17 protein-coding genes are annotated in these 15,535 nt (G+C 38.2%); 10 read left to right on the forward strand and 7 right to left on the reverse strand.

All coding sequences use genetic code 11. From position 1 onward, the window contains the following. Positions 1-81: 81 nt before the first annotated feature. The 4 genes from BV902_RS12020 to BV902_RS12035 form a co-directional block, all read right to left on the reverse strand. Positions 82-483, reverse strand: coding sequence for a (R)-mandelonitrile lyase (locus BV902_RS12020; protein ID WP_083663811.1), 402 nt, complete (start codon positions 481-483; stop codon positions 82-84). Between the two features lie 132 nt (positions 484-615). Further along, positions 616-1,194 carry a sugar O-acetyltransferase gene (locus BV902_RS12025; protein WP_075992137.1) on the reverse strand — a complete coding sequence of 193 codons (579 nt, stop codon included), beginning with the start codon at positions 1,192-1,194 and terminating at the stop codon, positions 616-618. A gap of 46 nt (positions 1,195-1,240) precedes the next feature. Next, complete coding sequence (locus tag BV902_RS12030) at positions 1,241-2,296, reverse strand: alpha/beta hydrolase (RefSeq protein WP_075992138.1); 1,056 nt, start codon at positions 2,294-2,296, stop codon at positions 1,241-1,243. Between the two features lie 88 nt (positions 2,297-2,384). Further along, positions 2,385-3,263, reverse strand: coding sequence for a helix-turn-helix domain-containing protein (locus tag BV902_RS12035; RefSeq protein WP_075992139.1), 879 nt, complete (start codon positions 3,261-3,263; stop codon positions 2,385-2,387). A gap of 471 nt (positions 3,264-3,734) precedes the next feature. On the opposite strand from BV902_RS12035, the gene BV902_RS12040 reads away from it, so the two are divergent. Both BV902_RS12040 and BV902_RS12045 read left to right on the forward strand, forming a co-directional pair. After that, entirely contained in the window at positions 3,735-4,610 is an 876-nt protein-coding gene (locus tag BV902_RS12040) for an AraC family transcriptional regulator (RefSeq protein WP_172840670.1), read from the forward strand. Positions 4,611-4,742: 132 nt separating this feature from the next. Continuing rightward, positions 4,743-5,894 carry an iron-containing alcohol dehydrogenase gene (locus BV902_RS12045; protein ID WP_075992141.1) on the forward strand — a complete coding sequence of 384 codons (1,152 nt, stop codon included), beginning with the start codon at positions 4,743-4,745 and terminating at the stop codon, positions 5,892-5,894. A 153-nt stretch (positions 5,895-6,047) separates the two neighbouring features. On the opposite strand, the gene BV902_RS12050 is transcribed toward BV902_RS12045, so the two are convergent. Together BV902_RS12050 and BV902_RS12055 are read right to left on the reverse strand one after the other, a co-directional pair. Further along, positions 6,048-6,461: a hypothetical protein gene (locus tag BV902_RS12050; RefSeq protein ID WP_075992142.1), complete on the reverse strand. Its 414-nt coding sequence runs from the start codon at positions 6,459-6,461 to the stop codon at positions 6,048-6,050. A gap of 12 nt (positions 6,462-6,473) precedes the next feature. Beyond that, positions 6,474-7,253 (reverse strand): AraC family transcriptional regulator, encoded by a 780-nt coding sequence (locus BV902_RS12055; RefSeq protein ID WP_075992143.1) that lies wholly within the window; start codon positions 7,251-7,253, stop codon positions 6,474-6,476. 92 nt (positions 7,254-7,345) lie between these two features. Here BV902_RS12055 and BV902_RS12060 point away from each other — a divergent pair, with 92 nt between their 5' ends. From BV902_RS12060 to BV902_RS12085, 6 genes are all read left to right on the forward strand, one after another. Beyond that, entirely contained in the window at positions 7,346-7,597 is a 252-nt protein-coding gene (locus tag BV902_RS12060; protein WP_075992144.1) for a hypothetical protein, read from the forward strand. Next, positions 7,584-8,918 carry a TolC family protein gene (locus tag BV902_RS12065; protein WP_075992145.1) on the forward strand — a complete coding sequence of 445 codons (1,335 nt, stop codon included), beginning with the start codon at positions 7,584-7,586 and terminating at the stop codon, positions 8,916-8,918. Before BV902_RS12060 ends, BV902_RS12065 begins: the two co-directional genes overlap by 14 nt. 10 nt (positions 8,919-8,928) lie before the next feature. After that, a complete protein-coding gene (locus tag BV902_RS12070; RefSeq protein WP_075992146.1) occupies positions 8,929-9,975 on the forward strand; it encodes an HlyD family secretion protein in 1,047 nt (348 codons plus the stop codon). Positions 9,976-9,977: 2 nt separating this feature from the next. Beyond that, entirely contained in the window at positions 9,978-11,567 is a 1,590-nt protein-coding gene (locus BV902_RS12075) for an MFS transporter (protein ID WP_075992147.1), read from the forward strand. Between the two features lie 274 nt (positions 11,568-11,841). Continuing rightward, positions 11,842-12,429 carry a Crp/Fnr family transcriptional regulator gene (locus BV902_RS12080; protein ID WP_075992148.1) on the forward strand — a complete coding sequence of 196 codons (588 nt, stop codon included), beginning with the start codon at positions 11,842-11,844 and terminating at the stop codon, positions 12,427-12,429. A gap of 54 nt (positions 12,430-12,483) precedes the next feature. Continuing rightward, a complete protein-coding gene (locus BV902_RS12085; protein ID WP_075992149.1) occupies positions 12,484-13,194 on the forward strand; it encodes an MBL fold metallo-hydrolase in 711 nt (236 codons plus the stop codon). Between the two features lie 284 nt (positions 13,195-13,478). Here the strand turns inward: BV902_RS12085 and BV902_RS28085 are convergent, their stop codons facing one another. Further along, positions 13,479-13,748: a DinB family protein gene (locus BV902_RS28085; protein WP_237242113.1), complete on the reverse strand. Its 270-nt coding sequence runs from the start codon at positions 13,746-13,748 to the stop codon at positions 13,479-13,481. Positions 13,749-13,872: 124 nt separating this feature from the next. Between BV902_RS28085 and BV902_RS12095 the strand changes: the two genes are divergently transcribed. Together BV902_RS12095 and BV902_RS12100 are read left to right on the forward strand one after the other, a co-directional pair. Beyond that, the gene (locus tag BV902_RS12095) at positions 13,873-15,015 is read left to right on the forward strand and encodes a hypothetical protein (RefSeq protein WP_157626026.1); all 1,143 of its coding nucleotides are present in this window, start codon (positions 13,873-13,875) and stop codon (positions 15,013-15,015) included. Beyond that, a complete protein-coding gene (locus BV902_RS12100) occupies positions 14,948-15,514 on the forward strand; it encodes a hypothetical protein (RefSeq protein WP_157626028.1) in 567 nt (188 codons plus the stop codon). Before BV902_RS12095 ends, BV902_RS12100 begins: the two co-directional genes overlap by 68 nt. Positions 15,515-15,535 lie beyond the last annotated feature (21 nt).

The following is a 15,535-nucleotide window of genomic DNA, read 5'->3' on the forward strand; positions in this document are numbered from 1 at the left end:
TAGGTAACCATGAGCCTATCGATATCGAGCTATGGCGGAGTTCTGACAATAAAGCGCTGTTCAAAACAAGTACAGGCTTTATTATTTATTGGCCAAACTGAATTCTTCTTCTGTTACGGGATTTAGCCAAGTAACCTGAACATTTTCTTTAAAATTAGTGATGGCAACATGTACCATTTTCGTAGTAGCAGTTGCGCCGTGCCAGTGTTCTATATTCTCAGGAATATTGACAACATCACCTTTTTTGATTGCTTGTGCCGGTTTCCCTTTCTCCTGATAGAGTCCATTTCCTTCGATTACCAGTAAAACCTGGCCTTTAGGATGTGTATGCCAGTTTGTTCTCGCACCAGGTGCAAAAGTTACGCTACCTGCCGAGAAATCATTGTTTTTATCCTTTGCTACCAAAGGGGTTAAAAATGCATTTCCAGTAAACCATTCCTTAGGCAATGGTTCCCCTTTGGGAAATATTTCTGCTGTGTTCATTGTATGATCTGTTTTAGTGTTGCAGGCGAATAAACTTATCGCCATAATTGGGATAACGAATAACCCGTTCATATAGTTTGCAATTTGGTCTTCATAAAGACCATCCGATATAAAGATGATCTGAATTCTTTATTATATGTTTTTAATGATTTTTGCCGGAATTCCACCGACAACTGTATTATCCGGTACGTCCTTGCTGACAACGGAGCCAGCTGCTACCACAGCATTTTCTCCGATTGTAACACCGGGCAGGATTGTTGCATTTGCCCCGATCCAGGCATTCTTTTTGATATGGATCGTAGCCACATTTAACGATTGTCTGTTTTCAGCCTCAATTGGATGGCCTTCTGTTAATAAACTCACTTTGGGAGCGATTAACACATCATCTTCTATAATTATACCACCTAAATCCAAAAAAACACAGTCAAAGTTGATGAAGACATTTTTTCCTATCGTTGTATTCTTGCCATAGTTGATATATAATGGTGTAAATACAGTTGTACTTTCATCTATAGCTGAACCGGTAATCTGACTTAATAGATTTCTTATCTCATTGGGATCAGCCGAATTATTCATAGGCACCAATAATGCTTTTGTAGCAAAAGAAGCTTGCTTCAAACGGTATTCTTGGGGATCATCGGAAGAAATATTTTTATTCTTTTTCAATCGTTCAAAAATATCTTTCTGATAAGTATTATCTGATGTTTTCATGGAATAGCTAGTTAAATTTTATATGTAATTTAATGAAATAAGTACGTTATTTTAAATTAGCGATAAAGAATGCTGTCAGTTTATCGAATGGAATTTTGTCGAATTGATCATATAAGTCAACATGAACTGCATTGGGGATAATCATTAGCTCCTTTGGTTCGGTAGCAGCTTTATAAGCGTCTTCACTGAAATATCTTGAATGAGCATTTTCACCTGCAATGATTAGCATGGGGCGAGGTGCAATTTCCTTGATATAAGAGAGAATCGGCATATTCATAAACGACAGGGGGGAAGTTCCCGTCCATGAAGCATTTGAATTGATAGAACGAGGATGAAATCCACGAGCTGTTTTATAATAATCAAAATATTCCCTGACAAACTGAGGCTCACTGCCAGTCAATTTTTCCGGTAAATTGTTTGTTGAAGATGCGTAAGATCTACTTTCGGCATCTTTCCAGCGCTGCAGGCCTAATTGTTCCAATGTTTGTGTACGTTGCGCTGCAGTTACCACATCGTTATAGCCTTTTGACATGACGCGCGTCATATCGTACATACTGGTCGTTGCTACTGCTTTTATACGTTTGTCTACTGCCGTTGCATTTAATGCAAAGCCAGCAAATCCACAGATGCCAATGATTCCGATTTTGCTCCTGTCAATGTTTTTCTGCAGCCCTAGAAAGTCTACAGCTGCGCTGAAATCTTCGGTGTTGATATCTGGCGATGCTACGTTACGAGGTGAACCGCTGCTTTCACCAGTGTAGGAAGGGTCGAACGCCAAGGCAATAAATCCTCTTTCCGCCATTTGGTTGGCATACAATCCAGAAGATTGCTCTTTCACTGCACCAAAAGGGCCACTGATGGCAAGTGCAGATAACACTTTGTTGTCTGTGTTTTTAGGGATGTATAAATCGCCAGAAAGTGTGATGCCATAACGGTTTTTAAAACTTACTTTTTTGCGGGTTACCTTATCGCTTAATTGAAAAGTATAATGATCTGACGAACTATTCATCGGTTTTAAATTTTGGTTTGATTGTACATGCTGCGCGGAAGTCCTATCAGAAAACAGGAAAGACAAGACCAATAATGTTAATGCTATTTTCATATCTGTATTACATTAATTATTACAGATACAAAGGTAGATCAGTATAAAGGGGAGGTGTTAACGATTATCAAACTAAAACTTAAGAATTTCAAATCTCAGATTCCCGGAGCGATTTCGGGTTTGTTCCCGTCAGTTTTTTAAAGAAGTTATTGAAATAAGTAGGATATTCAAATCCCAGTGCGCGGGCTATTTCTGAAATATTCCAGTCTGTGTGCAACAGCAGGGCTTTAGCTTCTGTTAGGATTCTTTCTGAAATCAGCGTCGTTGTAGATTTGCCCGTAATTTCTTTTACAGCACGATTCAGATAGTTGACATGGATGTTGAGGTTTTGTGCATAATCTTGCGCTGTTCTCATTTTGAGCGGACTTGTAGGTGTTTCGATTGGAAATTGACGTTCTAATAGTTCCAAAAACACCGATGCGATACGTGCTGTACCATTCTTGGTAGGGGTATACACTTCTGACGGTTGAAGTTTAAGGGCTTCGTGAATGATCAAGTTGATGTAATTGCGTATGAGTTCGTCTTTAAACGAATAGTCACTTTCTTGCTCTTCGATCATCTTCTCGAAAAGTGTGTTAAGGAACAAGCGTTGATCCTCCGTGATTTTTAAGACCGGCGTACCTCCGATTTTAAAGAACGGCGATTGCTGCAAGCTTTCCGCGCGGTCGGCCTGTCTTAAAAAGTCTTCCGAAAACAAGCATGTATAACCTGCATAGGTCGTAGAAATGGTTTCCCAGGAATAGGGGATATGCGGGTTCCCAAAAAATAGTATCGTGCCTTCTTGTTCAAAGCTTTTATCTGCGTAATGAATCTTACTTTTACCAGTTGTAAGGCATATTTTAAAGAAATCTTTACGACTATAAACACGTGTAGCATTACTGTCATCCTCAATCTGAAATGCTTTAAAACCCTGCAATCTCAGTTCACTATTGAATTCAGAGACACTTCGGACTATTTTTGTTTCCATAGAACAAAGTTAAGAAATTCAAATATAACGTTGTATTTAGTGCAAAAACAACCTAAATAAACGGCTGTATTATCTCAGTGCTAAACTCGACCTTTTTTTATTTTTATCAAACCAATCACTTCAAGCATTTGTCTATTTATTGACGATCGATTCAATTTAGGAAGTTTAGTTTCGGTTGATTTAATTGTATGGTCAGGTTTAAGGCCTGGCCATTTTTAAGCTTAGGTTTAGGGATTGGGCTTTTAGAAAGTATACTCCGATCCATAAAGGATTCGTTTATAATTTAGTTAAGGGGCTAGTCGAAAGATTAGTCCTTTTTTTTTTAAAATTAAGGAACGATTCTCACTGGATAACGTTCATTGAAGAGCTTCGGATGTTCTGATGTGAAGGAGAAAATAGGTTTTCTATTCACGCTCGCTTGACGAAAAAGTAAATTTGACGAATTCAGAATAAATGCTTATCATGGCCTCTATGATAGTTTATCATCTAAAAGATATACAATATAAAGCTGAAAGGGCAATCACCCCTTTTCATATTTTTGATCTGGACAGGGAAGCCCTCGCCGCTTATAGAGAACCTCATACAAAAGACCATTTTTGCCTTTTTTTTGTTAAAAAAGGTCGGCTCAATCTGCAGGTGGAAGACCGCCGTTATACCGTCAATGCACCTCATATATGTGTCATCTTTCCCGGTCAGCTCTCCGCCAAAGAGTTGCTAAGCGACGACTTTGAAGGCAAATTGATCCTGTTTGACGAAGTACTATTCTGTTCGGATATCCTGAAAAACGAATTGAGTATTTACAACTACAATATCTCCGTAAAGCTCAATCATATTGAATTGCCCGAGGCAGAAACCTCAGAAATAGAGATGCTGCTGGAGCAGGTCGAAAAATCATATCAGGATTTAACATCGATCAAGAAGGAGCAAGCGCGTTTCTACATCAAAATCATCTTACTCAAATTGGTGGAATTTGTCCATACCAAATGGGGAAACAGCCAGCTTAGTAATGAAAACGCAAAGATCTATGGTAAATTTTTGGAATTGTTGGAAAGGCATTATAAGACGGAGCGTACCGTGGGCTGGTATGCAGAAAAATTACAGCTGTCTCCAAAAAAGTTAAATGAAATTACCCGCAAGATTGCAGGACTGACCTCTATAGAAACCATTCATGCGCGGATTATGAATGAAATCAAACAATTGCTGCTGTTATCCAACTACTCGCATAAGGAGATTGCCTTTGAACTCGGATTCAATTCACCTGCGGCACTGAACAAGTTTGTGCGCGCCAAACTGGACGAAACGCCAACCAATCTGCAGCAGCAATTGGCGCAAATGTATAAGACTTAAGTCTATTATGTGATTTGATGCGTTTCTATTCTGTGGTTGTTTTGGATCAAATGTATATCATATCGTAAGTAAAGTATAACATTTGCCTTCCCGGGCACAGTAACTTTGCATCAGAAATTTAATATAAAATATATGAGCAAGTTATTTGTTGCCAGCGAAGTATTCCACGGGGCTGGTACATTGTCGGAATTGAAAAATCTAACTGGAAAAAAAGCCATCATCGTAACTGGTGGTCAATCCATGAAAAAAAGCGGAACTTTGGACCGTGCCATAAGTTATTTGACCGAAGCAGGATTTGAAATTGCTGTTTTTGACGGTGTCGAAGAAGATCCATCATCAGCGACAAGCCTTCGAGGTGCTGCAGTGATGACTGATTTTCAGCCTGATTGGATTATTGGTCTAGGAGGTTGCTCGGCAATTGATGCGGCAAAGATGATGTGGGTGTTTTATGAATATCCCGATGCAAATTTTGAAGCGATGACCCAACCTTTTAACGTGCCAACATTGCGTCAAAAGGCTAAATTCATTGCCATTCCATCAACAAGCGGTACAGGTACGGAAACCACAGGATTGGCTGTGATCACTGATCGGGAAAAAGGGGTGAAGTATCCAATCGTATCGTATGAATTGACGCCGGATATCGCTATTGTCGATGGAGAGATTTGTGCCACGATGCCTGCACATATTACCTCCAATACTGGTTTAGATGCTCTTACACACTGTGTGGAAGCCTATGTGTCCAACATCGAAAATAACTATGCCGATGCCTTGGCTAAAGGGGGACTGGAAATTGTTTTCGAAAATCTGGAAGAGGCGGTCAATAACCCGACAAACATTAAAGCACGCCAAAATATGCACGATGCATCTTTTATGGGCGGACTGGCTTTCAACAATGCCTGGTTGGGTATTGTCCACTCTCTCTCGCATCAGGTAGGTGCACTCTACGGCGTCCCTCACGGAGCTTCCAATGCGATATTCTTGCCTAATGTGATCCGTTTTAATCAGACAGCTACAACAAGATATCCTGATTTGGCTAAACTTGTCGGTAGAGATTCGGCCGAAGGATTGGCACAGGAAATTGAAAAACTAAGAGCTGCGGTCAACAATATTGGCTCCCTTAAGGCATTTGGCATTTCCAAGGAAGACTGGGAAAAAAATCTGGATTATATGGCCCAAAATGCTTTGCAAGATCCATGTACTGGCTTTAACCCGCGTAAGCCTAGCCTACAAGACCTAAAAGACCTTTATAGCGCTTGCTACGAAGGTGTGATTTACGAGAATTAATCGAACAGACCACAGAAAGCGGTTGTAGCGAAAGTGCGCAATCGCTTTCTTCTGAATAAAAAGCACTGCTCCAGCTGAAACCGCAACCAATATCTTATAAACGAAACTAAGTTTCAATCGTTTAAAATAAAAGATGCTGTATCGATAAAGATGCTATCGATTGAGGATGATCGCCATTTTGTCTTCTTCGGGCATGGACATGACCAGTATTTGGGGAATAAAGCAATACGCTATTCCATCAATCTTCGAGATATCCATATCGACATAGTTAATCATGGAATCAATTTTAACCCCGTATTTTATAAGAGAAGAATAAAGTTCATTGGTCACCTTTGTTGCTTGCTCAATGCCGCCCATGCATTCAATTATACGGGGCGATGTTTGACTTAGAATACCTTCGATATCTCCGGAAATAGACGCTTTTGTCATGGTTGAAAGTGCTTCCCTAAACTGCGGATCTTTTTGAGCAGAGCTTATATGGTGAAAAATAGTAAATAATGTAATTAACAAAAATGTTCTTTTTCGCTGAATGTTTTTAAACTTGTTGAACCAATTGTTGCTTTGCATAATGGAAAGAGGCTATTTCGTTTTAAATTCCGTAGGTCTCATATTGGTGAGCAGATAAAAGTTATTGCTAAAAGCCGCTATATTTGAATAGCCAATCTCGTAGGCAATCTCAGTCATATTGAAATCTGTATCGTTGATTAATTCCATTGCCTTAATAATTCGTAGCATTTTTAAGTACTGAACAAATGTAATGTGCAATTTATGCTGGAATAATCTGGTGAGACTGCGAACACTCATTCCTGATTGCTGAGCAATCATCGCTAAACTTAGATTTTCATTTAACCGATTTCTAAAACTGTCGATTATGGTATTGAGCCTTTGATCGTCTGTTGTAGGAAGTTGTATGGAGAATTTTTTGAGATTTTCTTTTGATAATACGCCTTTCAGCGTATTTAAAAATTCATACTCCCACGAACCTTTGTAATAATCACCTTGCCACTTCTCACTAAATGAGAGCATTTCTGCCAGGAGCTTACTCACTGGATAAATGCCCAATTCCTCATAAAAATTACCAGCACTTTCTTCCGGAAAATAGATATTGATAATAAACAGGTCCTGCGTATTGAACATCAGGTTGTGCCGATAATTTTTTGGTATCCAAATATAATGATTTGAGGGAATATAGAAGTCCTTTTCGTCAGTCTGCAAGTAAGCAATCCCGCCATAAACTAATAACAACTGAGCTTTATTGTGCTGGTGAGCAGGCAAACGCTGCTCCGTTTGCTGTCGCATCACGAGGATTGAATCAGGGTTTTGATCAACAATATGTATTATTTGACTAAGAATTTCCATGTGGCCAAATTTAATAAATATTAGGCTAATTATATGAAACCATACTTCGCCATGCCGGATAATTTTGCCGTGTAAATAATAGTAAAGTCATTATGAAATATAAAATTATAACATCTCACAAAGATTTTAAACTTGAAACACAAGCTCAAAAATCTGATAATAAATCACATCATTCAGATGAAGAAATTGACAGTGCATATATCTTCTGGTTTGCTTATGGGTATAACTATGCTTTTATGCCAATGGTAGATTTAACTTTTGCCTTTGATGAATTGAAAAAGATCGTAAAACCATGGCTAGTAAAAGGAAAGAAATATATAAAGAAAACCGATGAAACAATATAGAACAGTCCCTATTTTGGGCATATTGTTAGCCCTATTTGTACAATCACTCTATGCCCAGCATATAGAAAATGCGCGGGTATTAAGTTTGGAAGAAATTTGGAAAGTAGCCGAAACAAATAACCGTCAACTGAAACTATCCGACCTACATCTCCAGCAGAGCAATTTAGAAATATTGGAAGCGAAAGACCGTTTGTTGCCGGAACTTTCGGTTGGTGGAGATGCAAAACTCAATTCCAAATTCCTGATCTATGACAATGGATTATTTTCTTCTCCACAGGATGTGCCTGTAAAAGGGTATGGTTATGGCGTGGGTTACAACCTGAACGTCAATCTTTACAATGGTGGTAAAGACAAAAGAAACATTGTCATGAAAAAGGAAGAAGCGGTACGCATACAATATGAAGTTGATCTGCAAAAGCACAGTGTAAAATATAATGTTGCAGCGGCTTACTTTGATCTATACAAGTTTCTGCATTTCCATGATTTTCTTGATGCAGAAATCGGCGCAGAAAAAAAACAACTGGCACTCGTAGAAAGCCTGCATAAAAACGGCACTGTGCTAAAGAGCGATGTATTGAGAACCTCCGTAAAATTAGCTCAACTGGAGCTCAGCCTTTCTGATGTTACGAAGAAGATTGAAATCGCTAAACAACAGGTCAATATCCTGATGGGGCGTGAAAATGATGCTGAGCTGACAATAAAATACCAAGATACAATCGAGTTAAGCGCTATCACTGAAGGTGACTATGAGGATTATGTAGACATCGCTTTTAACAAATCGCCGGCATACAAGATCGCCTATAGCACTGTCAAATTGAGCGAAATGAACATCAAGCAGGTAAAAGCGATGCTGTTACCTAAAGTCTCCTTGTATTCAACTTACAATTACACCTATCCGCAGATTTCATTCTATCCGTATTCTAATGATTTATGGGGATTTGGTCAGACAGGGGTTAAAGTCCAGTTTTCTATCGATAATCTATACAAAAGCAAGCATTCCATCGCTCATGCCCAAGTGGTCAGTAATGAGGCAAGAGAAAAAGCGAACATTAAAAAAGATGAAATCTATCTTCAGGTAAAAGAAGCTTATTTGCAGCGGCAACAGGCTTTGGAGAGTATGGAAACAGCGGAGCAAAATATCATTAAAACCGCCGAAACTGTTCGTGTTATCAGAAGTAGCTACATAAACCAGGAATCACTTCTTACCGATCTTCTAGAAGCCGAAAATGCTTTACTGGAAGCTAAGTTTAATCTGACAACGGCACAAACAAACGTCAAACTTACGCATATCAGGCTATTGGCAATTATCGGAATTCTTTAATACAAATATCATGAACAAAAATAAAACAGATAAAATTGTTGTAAGCTTAACCAAATGGTTTGGTATCACATTATTCGTAGGAATCATTATTTGGGCAGTAGCTTATTTTTTTGAGGGATATCGCTATGAACAGACCAACGACGCTCAGATTGATGCCTATCTTTCCCCGATAAACGCAAAAGTAGGGGGCTATATCCGTAAAATATATTATAAGGACAATCAGCAGATTAAAAAGGGCGATACACTTGTGGTGATTGAATTGGATGAGTACGGGCTGAAAAGAGATGCTGCGTCCGCAGAACTCATGAGCTCACAGGCAAAATTACCGATCTTGGCGGCAAGCGAAGGAACGCAGGTTAAAAGTATTGCAGTCATCAAAGCCCAATTGGGAGGTGCTAGAGCGCGATTGAATCAGCAGCAAAAAGAATTTGACCGGTATAAAAATCTACTGGCGGACGAATCGACCACACAACAAAAATTCGACAACATCAGTGCTACTTTATCCATCACCCAATCAGATTATGACCAGACAAAAGCTTCTTTACAGGTCGCCGAATCTAAACTAAACGATTTCAGGGTACAGCGCAATGCCATAGAGGCAGAGATAAAGATAAAAGAAGCACTTCTCGAAAGACAAGAATTGGACATTAGATATACCGTTATCACAGCACCTTTTGATGGACAAATTGGGAAGAAGACCATTCAGGCAGGACAACTGATACAGCCCGGACAGACTTTGGCATTCTTGGTGAACAGAGCCGAGGAAAAGTGGGTAATGGCAAATTTTAAGGAAACACAGATTGGGAAATTCAAAATCGGTCAAGCGGTATCTGTTGAAGTCGATGCTTTTCCAAATGAAAAATTCACAGGTACAATCGAATCCCTTTCGCCAACCACAGGCTCCCGTTATTCGTTGCTTCCGCCAGATAATGCTACCGGTAATTTTGTTAAAATCATCCAACGTATTCCTGTTCGGATTAAACTGACCGATATGTCCGAAAAATTAACTAAGCTTTCTGCCGGAATGAATGCGAATGTTTACGTTTTAAAAAACTAACGATGCAAGCACATAAAATACCAATTTTTAAATCCTGGGTATCAGAATGGATGGCAAGGTCCGTCATATTTGCTATTCTCATGAGCAGTCTGTTTAGTTTTGCCTTTTACGGAAGTCCGGTTGCTGCGATGGGCTTTTACGGAATACAAGCTACCGATGTACAATATGGTATGGTCGTTATTTATGGTTCTACCGTAGCCTTTCTGGCTCTGGATTTTAGAATCGTAAAATATTTCGCACCAAGGGAATATCTACTGCTGGCACTTGCGGTAAATGCACTATGTGCTGTGGTCTGTTTTTATTTCAGAGATTGGGCATTATTTGTTTTCTGTCAGTTTTTGCAGGGTATTACCTGTGCATTGATGTCGGGAATTGTGTTACAGCTTATTTTTCCACGGTTACAGTCTGTACGTGCCCGTGTGATTGCTTATAGTCTCCTTTATGGCAGTATACAAATCGCTGTACCATTTTACTCCATCTATATCAGTGTCGTCATTCATTTCTTTGATTTCAACTGGATATTCTACGGATTTATTATTGTAGTCATTATGCTGACAGGTGTTGTTTTACTTACCATGAACAGTAAGGCCCGGTTTACTAGAAAAATACCTCTGTATCAGGTGGACTGGATAGGCTATTTATTTTATGTGTCTTTTATCTTGATAGTTGGATACATCCTTGTGTACGGACGACAATTGGGATGGTTTGATAGTTCATTAATCAGTACACTTTGTTTAGTTAATTTAATTATTCTTTCTCTTTTTATTAGCAGAGAATTGAAACTTAAGCGACCATTAATCAATTTACAGATCTTTAGAACAAAGAATTTCGTTATTGGGCTTTTGCTTCTTTTTACCTTTTATATCTTTAAAGGAAGTACTGGGCTTGCCTATGGTTATCTTGAAGCGATTTTAGGAAACCATCCACTGAGTACCATTCCGATATGGATTGCCGTAATTGTTGGAACTGTTTTGAGTATGTTTATCATTTCCCGATTTGTCTTGATGGGCTATAACCTGATCCGGATGATTATTGTTGGTTTTGGGTTGATGGCAGTATATTATGCCTATATGATACTATTTGTTTCTGTACAGGGCGAAACAGCCGATTTCCTTCTGCCCATGTTTATTTATGGTGTGGCAACAGGTGTATTGTTTGTTCCGATTGTTTCATTTGCGGCATCGTCGGCGCCTTCCAAAATCGCCGTCCATGCCTCTCTGATTGGTATATTTTCAAGGTTCATAGGCTTTACAGCTAGTCTGGCACTTAATAATGAGCTTCAATTATTTGCAAAATCATCCGTAAGGGAAAAGGTGCGGGAATCGCTCACCGAAACCAGCCCTCAATTGCCTGTTACCTTACTGCATATTCAAAACCAGTACATAAATGCAGGCAGTGATATGTATACGTCAAAAACAGTATCTTCCGGCTATTTTAATCAAATGATCGGTCAGCAAATATTGGCTCGCGCTATCAGGGACTATTATGATCTGATGTTGACAGGTTTGATTTTTGTCATCATTATTCTGCTGCTTTTGCCTCAAATTCAACATGTTGTTTTGAGATTAAGAAAAGGAAATGTTCCTTATTAAGGTATTGTTATTTCAGAAATTATCAAAGCAAAGTATTATGTAATTCCAAGGCCGGGATCGAACACTTGGCGCATGAGCCTATAGGCTACAAGATTACGCAACCGATTTCGTTTGAAGGAAATTTTCTGATCCCAAATTTTATAAATAATTTGTCGTAATGACGCCTTTTTTAGCAGTCAAATGTGTTAATGCAATTATTCTTAATTTTGTATGCCGGATTTGGTATAGGCTCCAAATTTTTTAAGATCAGCAATAGAGGACAAAATAAGATGATATGACGGATGTGCTTGAAAAATATCTATTCTCGATAGGGATGTTGTCTGCTGACGAAATAAATTTTTCTGTTCAGTTCTTCAAATCACTTGGTTTGAAGAAGGGTGATTTTTTTATTCATATGGACGAACCCTGTCGTCATATTGGATTCATATCCTGTGGTGCGGTAAAAGCATATGCTATTGACAAGGAAGGTAAAGAAAATATAACCTGCTTTAAATTTGAAAATGAATTTGTAACCTCATTCCCTGAGTTTGTCGCTCAGGAAAAATCCAGAAGGAGCATCAGGGCTGTGGAAGATAGTATAATCCATAGGATAAGCTATACTGATTATCAATACCTGCTTGGTCAAGTGAATTCTTGGCACAAGGTTATACAAGCTGTGATGGAACGGGAATATAGCCAAAAGGGACAATATCTCCTGAATTACAATAATAAGTCAGCTCTGGATAAATATCACTATGTTCTTTCGAATGAACCCAAGCTTGTTCAGCGCATAGCGACACAGGACCTGGCATCCTATTTGGGCATTACACAGAGATCTCTTACACGGGCGAAGGGACAAATACACAGCCCCAAAGTATTATAGGACAAATGTCCTTATGTATTTCTGTTCAGTGATATAGATTTGCACAAAAAAGCTATGTTACATCAAATTGCCCAAGAAGTGTTCCATGTTCCATTGATGCCACGAAACAGTATCAACTGCTATATTGTAGAGGGTGTATTGGTTGATTGTGGGATACGAAGTTCATACAATGTGCTGAAGGATGCCCTTCAGAAAATACCTGTCCACCAACATGTACTTACGCATGCGCATGCAGACCATCAGGGCTGTAGCGATCAGCTCTGTGATGAGTTTGGAATACCTTTACTTTGCCATGGAAATGAAGTGGCTAGGACAGAAACAGGTATGGTAACCAATGACTACCCAAATCCCAAACATTGGATCGCAAAACTTCAACAAAAATACTGGGCAGGACAGGGTCACAAAGTCGACGGTACACTCGTTGAAAATGATAGCATCGGAAACTTTCGGGTCATAGAAACTCCAGGTCATTCAAGCGGTCATATTTCTTTATTTCGTGAGCGAGATGGTGTATTGATAATCGGGGATGCCGCTACAAATATGAACCTGCTCACAACAGTGACTGGCCTAGGGCTCCCTCCAAAAATATTCACGTCGGATCAACAGCACAATATTAGATCGCTTCAGAAGTTGGCAGGACTGAATCCCTCCATCATATGTTTCTTCGGTCATGGCCCGGTGATGCGAAATACGGACCGAAAGTTTGAGCAATTTGTAGCGGAATGCGTATCGTTGTTCAATTCGCGAACCACGGCCCCTGTATGAAAGTAAAAAACAAAATAAGAAGTTCCTTATTTCTTGAGATGCTCTAGTGAATTTTTCAAATTCAGAACTTTTATGAAAACTGGAAACATCTCATTGCATTAGAAGTTTTAAGTAAGTTAATATTATTCCGCTGTGCTCGGCTTCGTGAAAGTTAGCCGCTTGAAGCGCCTGGATGTGATTATTGATGGAGAAGCCAATTGGTAAGCTGAATGGTTGGTATTCAACAAATATACCCGATGCTAAATCTTTACTAAGTTGGTTTACTGTATAAAGCAATAGATGTTTTATTTCATCAAGGTATTTTTCCAAGTACGCGGTGCAGTTCCAATTTTGAACGTTTCCATAAAATCCTGTGATATATGCATTGGAAGTCCACTACGCATATACATATGTCGCTGTTGGGAAGTGATACAGTGACCAATTTGCCAAACGATATTATTGTTAAAGCTTTCTGGAATCTTAAATAATATGTTATTATCAACTGTTTCTATTAATTGTAATAACCTGGTTCTGCTAGCTTTTAAAATTTCAAATTCAAATAATTCATTCATCATAGTATTGGTTAATATTTTAAATTAATTTAATAAAATCATTGTGAATTTCGTCTGATATGCATATATTAACGAGTAAATATTCAAAGTCCTGTTAATAAATGTTCTAAACCAAAATCTTATAATTGTGATTCATCTCAAACTAAATATACACTGTAAGATTTTGGTATTTATTTTTTTTCTTTCTAGCTGTACACCTGTAAATAGACCAATAGCTAAATTAAATAAGTTTACTCAAGGGGGAATGAATCAATTGACAAATGATTCATTAGGACTAAAGATTGATTTCTATGGGAACGCAAACCTCGGATCTAAGTATATAGATTTAAAAGATGTCAGGTCTGTTTTTCGAAAGAGAAAAATAAAGTTTCCATCAAAGAATATTGTTTTGTGGGGTACATATGATGTGACAAGAAACCCGATGTATTTTGTGGGTAGTTTGGAAACTTTTTTAAATGTCTCAAAGTTCACTGCAGATACTTCTATGTATCATTGTATTTATTATCGAAGTATTCAGAAAAATAGAGATAATATAATAAGTAGTGTAGCGATCCCATATAAAAAAGATTCATTTCTTTTGATTAGCGAGGTTAGGACGGAAATCACCGATATGCAAGAAAGTGCTAAGGATGTTTTAAACAGCATAAAAACTTCATACAATTTTTTGGCTTACGGAGCAAAATTTGTCGAGCAAAAACCAGATGAAGAACCCGATTATTTTAGTATAGCTGAATCAGCTTTTAAAGATAGGGGATATGTTAACTATGTATATCCAAGAGATACCTTAGAAAAGCTTGTTCTGGAAAACGAAAACAGCCAATTTGCGAACGAATTATTTAAATCATATAGTTCGTTTCTTGGTGAAAGTGTTCAATATGATAGCGCGACTAAACAAGAACAACAAGCAGTCGAAAAAACGGCTGTTACAATCGACGAGATAGTCGAAAAAATTAAGGCACATCGAGTGCTTATGTTTAATGAGAATCATTTACAACCACGCTGCCGTTTGTTAATCAATCTTTTGCTACCAAAACTTTCCAAAGAAGGTTTTAATGTCCTGGCTTTAGAAAGTCTATCCGAAGATGAAGACCGGATTAATAGATTGGGATTCCCAAATGTTGAGAGTGGATTTTATACCAGGGACCCTAATATGGCGAATCTCATTAGAACAGCAAGAATTTATGGCTTAAAAGTGATTGGCTATGAAGATTTTGGCAATGCTAGTCAAAGAGATCTCCAACAAGCTAAGAATCTTATTCAAAAAAAGTGAAATCGCTACAAAAAATCAAGTTAAAGTTATTGTATTAGCTGGGGGAGGACATATTGACGAAGGGGATACTGGAGAAAATAAAAGTATGGCTCAATATTTTAAGAAACTGACTAAAATTGATCCCTATACGATAAATCAAGTTAAATTTTTAGCTATGCAAGAAATTAACGATTCAATATACGTTATGGATAACAAGGCGTTGAATAGTAATGACTTGTATTTATCAAATAATCTGAATAGCGATAAAATAGTGATTGGATCCAATGATTTAAATCGAAGATATCTTTTATTGAGTACTGATTCGACCAAATCAGGCAAATCTGCCATCTACATCTATCATGAAAAGGAATATCAATTGGATAAGACAGCGATCCCAGTTTACTTGTCACTTTCTCAAGAGGATTCATTACAGATAGAGCTTCCAAAGGGAATATATAGATATCTCAAGAGAGATTACTATGGGGCTATAATTCATCAAGAAATTATTGAAGTGGAATGATAAACTGATATGAGTTTTGGT

Origin of the sequence: Sphingobacterium sp. B29, assembly GCF_001952815.1 — a bacterium.
GTDB classification, from domain to species: Bacteria; Bacteroidota; Bacteroidia; order Sphingobacteriales; family Sphingobacteriaceae; genus Sphingobacterium; species Sphingobacterium siyangense.

Coding starts and splice junctions, on each gene's coding strand:
- BV902_RS12020 (WP_083663811.1), bottom strand. CDS start 483: ATGAACACAGCAGAAATATTTCCCAAAGGGGAACCATTGCCTAAGGAA.
- BV902_RS12025 (WP_075992137.1), bottom strand. CDS start 1,194: ATGAAAACATCAGATAATACTTATCAGAAAGATATTTTTGAACGATTG.
- BV902_RS12030 (WP_075992138.1), bottom strand. CDS start 2,296: ATGAAAATAGCATTAACATTATTGGTCTTGTCTTTCCTGTTTTCTGAT.
- BV902_RS12035 (WP_075992139.1), bottom strand. CDS start 3,263: ATGGAAACAAAAATAGTCCGAAGTGTCTCTGAATTCAATAGTGAACTG.
- BV902_RS12040 (WP_172840670.1), top strand. CDS start 3,735: ATGATAGTTTATCATCTAAAAGATATACAATATAAAGCTGAAAGGGCA.
- BV902_RS12045 (WP_075992141.1), top strand. CDS start 4,743: ATGAGCAAGTTATTTGTTGCCAGCGAAGTATTCCACGGGGCTGGTACA.
- BV902_RS12050 (WP_075992142.1), bottom strand. CDS start 6,461: ATGCAAAGCAACAATTGGTTCAACAAGTTTAAAAACATTCAGCGAAAA.
- BV902_RS12055 (WP_075992143.1), bottom strand. CDS start 7,253: ATGGAAATTCTTAGTCAAATAATACATATTGTTGATCAAAACCCTGAT.
- BV902_RS12060 (WP_075992144.1), top strand. CDS start 7,346: ATGAAATATAAAATTATAACATCTCACAAAGATTTTAAACTTGAAACA.
- BV902_RS12065 (WP_075992145.1), top strand. CDS start 7,584: ATGAAACAATATAGAACAGTCCCTATTTTGGGCATATTGTTAGCCCTA.
- BV902_RS12070 (WP_075992146.1), top strand. CDS start 8,929: ATGAACAAAAATAAAACAGATAAAATTGTTGTAAGCTTAACCAAATGG.
- BV902_RS12075 (WP_075992147.1), top strand. CDS start 9,978: ATGCAAGCACATAAAATACCAATTTTTAAATCCTGGGTATCAGAATGG.
- BV902_RS12080 (WP_075992148.1), top strand. CDS start 11,842: ATGACGGATGTGCTTGAAAAATATCTATTCTCGATAGGGATGTTGTCT.
- BV902_RS12085 (WP_075992149.1), top strand. CDS start 12,484: ATGTTACATCAAATTGCCCAAGAAGTGTTCCATGTTCCATTGATGCCA.
- BV902_RS28085 (WP_237242113.1), bottom strand. CDS start 13,748: ATGATGAATGAATTATTTGAATTTGAAATTTTAAAAGCTAGCAGAACC.
- BV902_RS12100 (WP_157626028.1), top strand. CDS start 14,948: ATGAAGATTTTGGCAATGCTAGTCAAAGAGATCTCCAACAAGCTAAGA.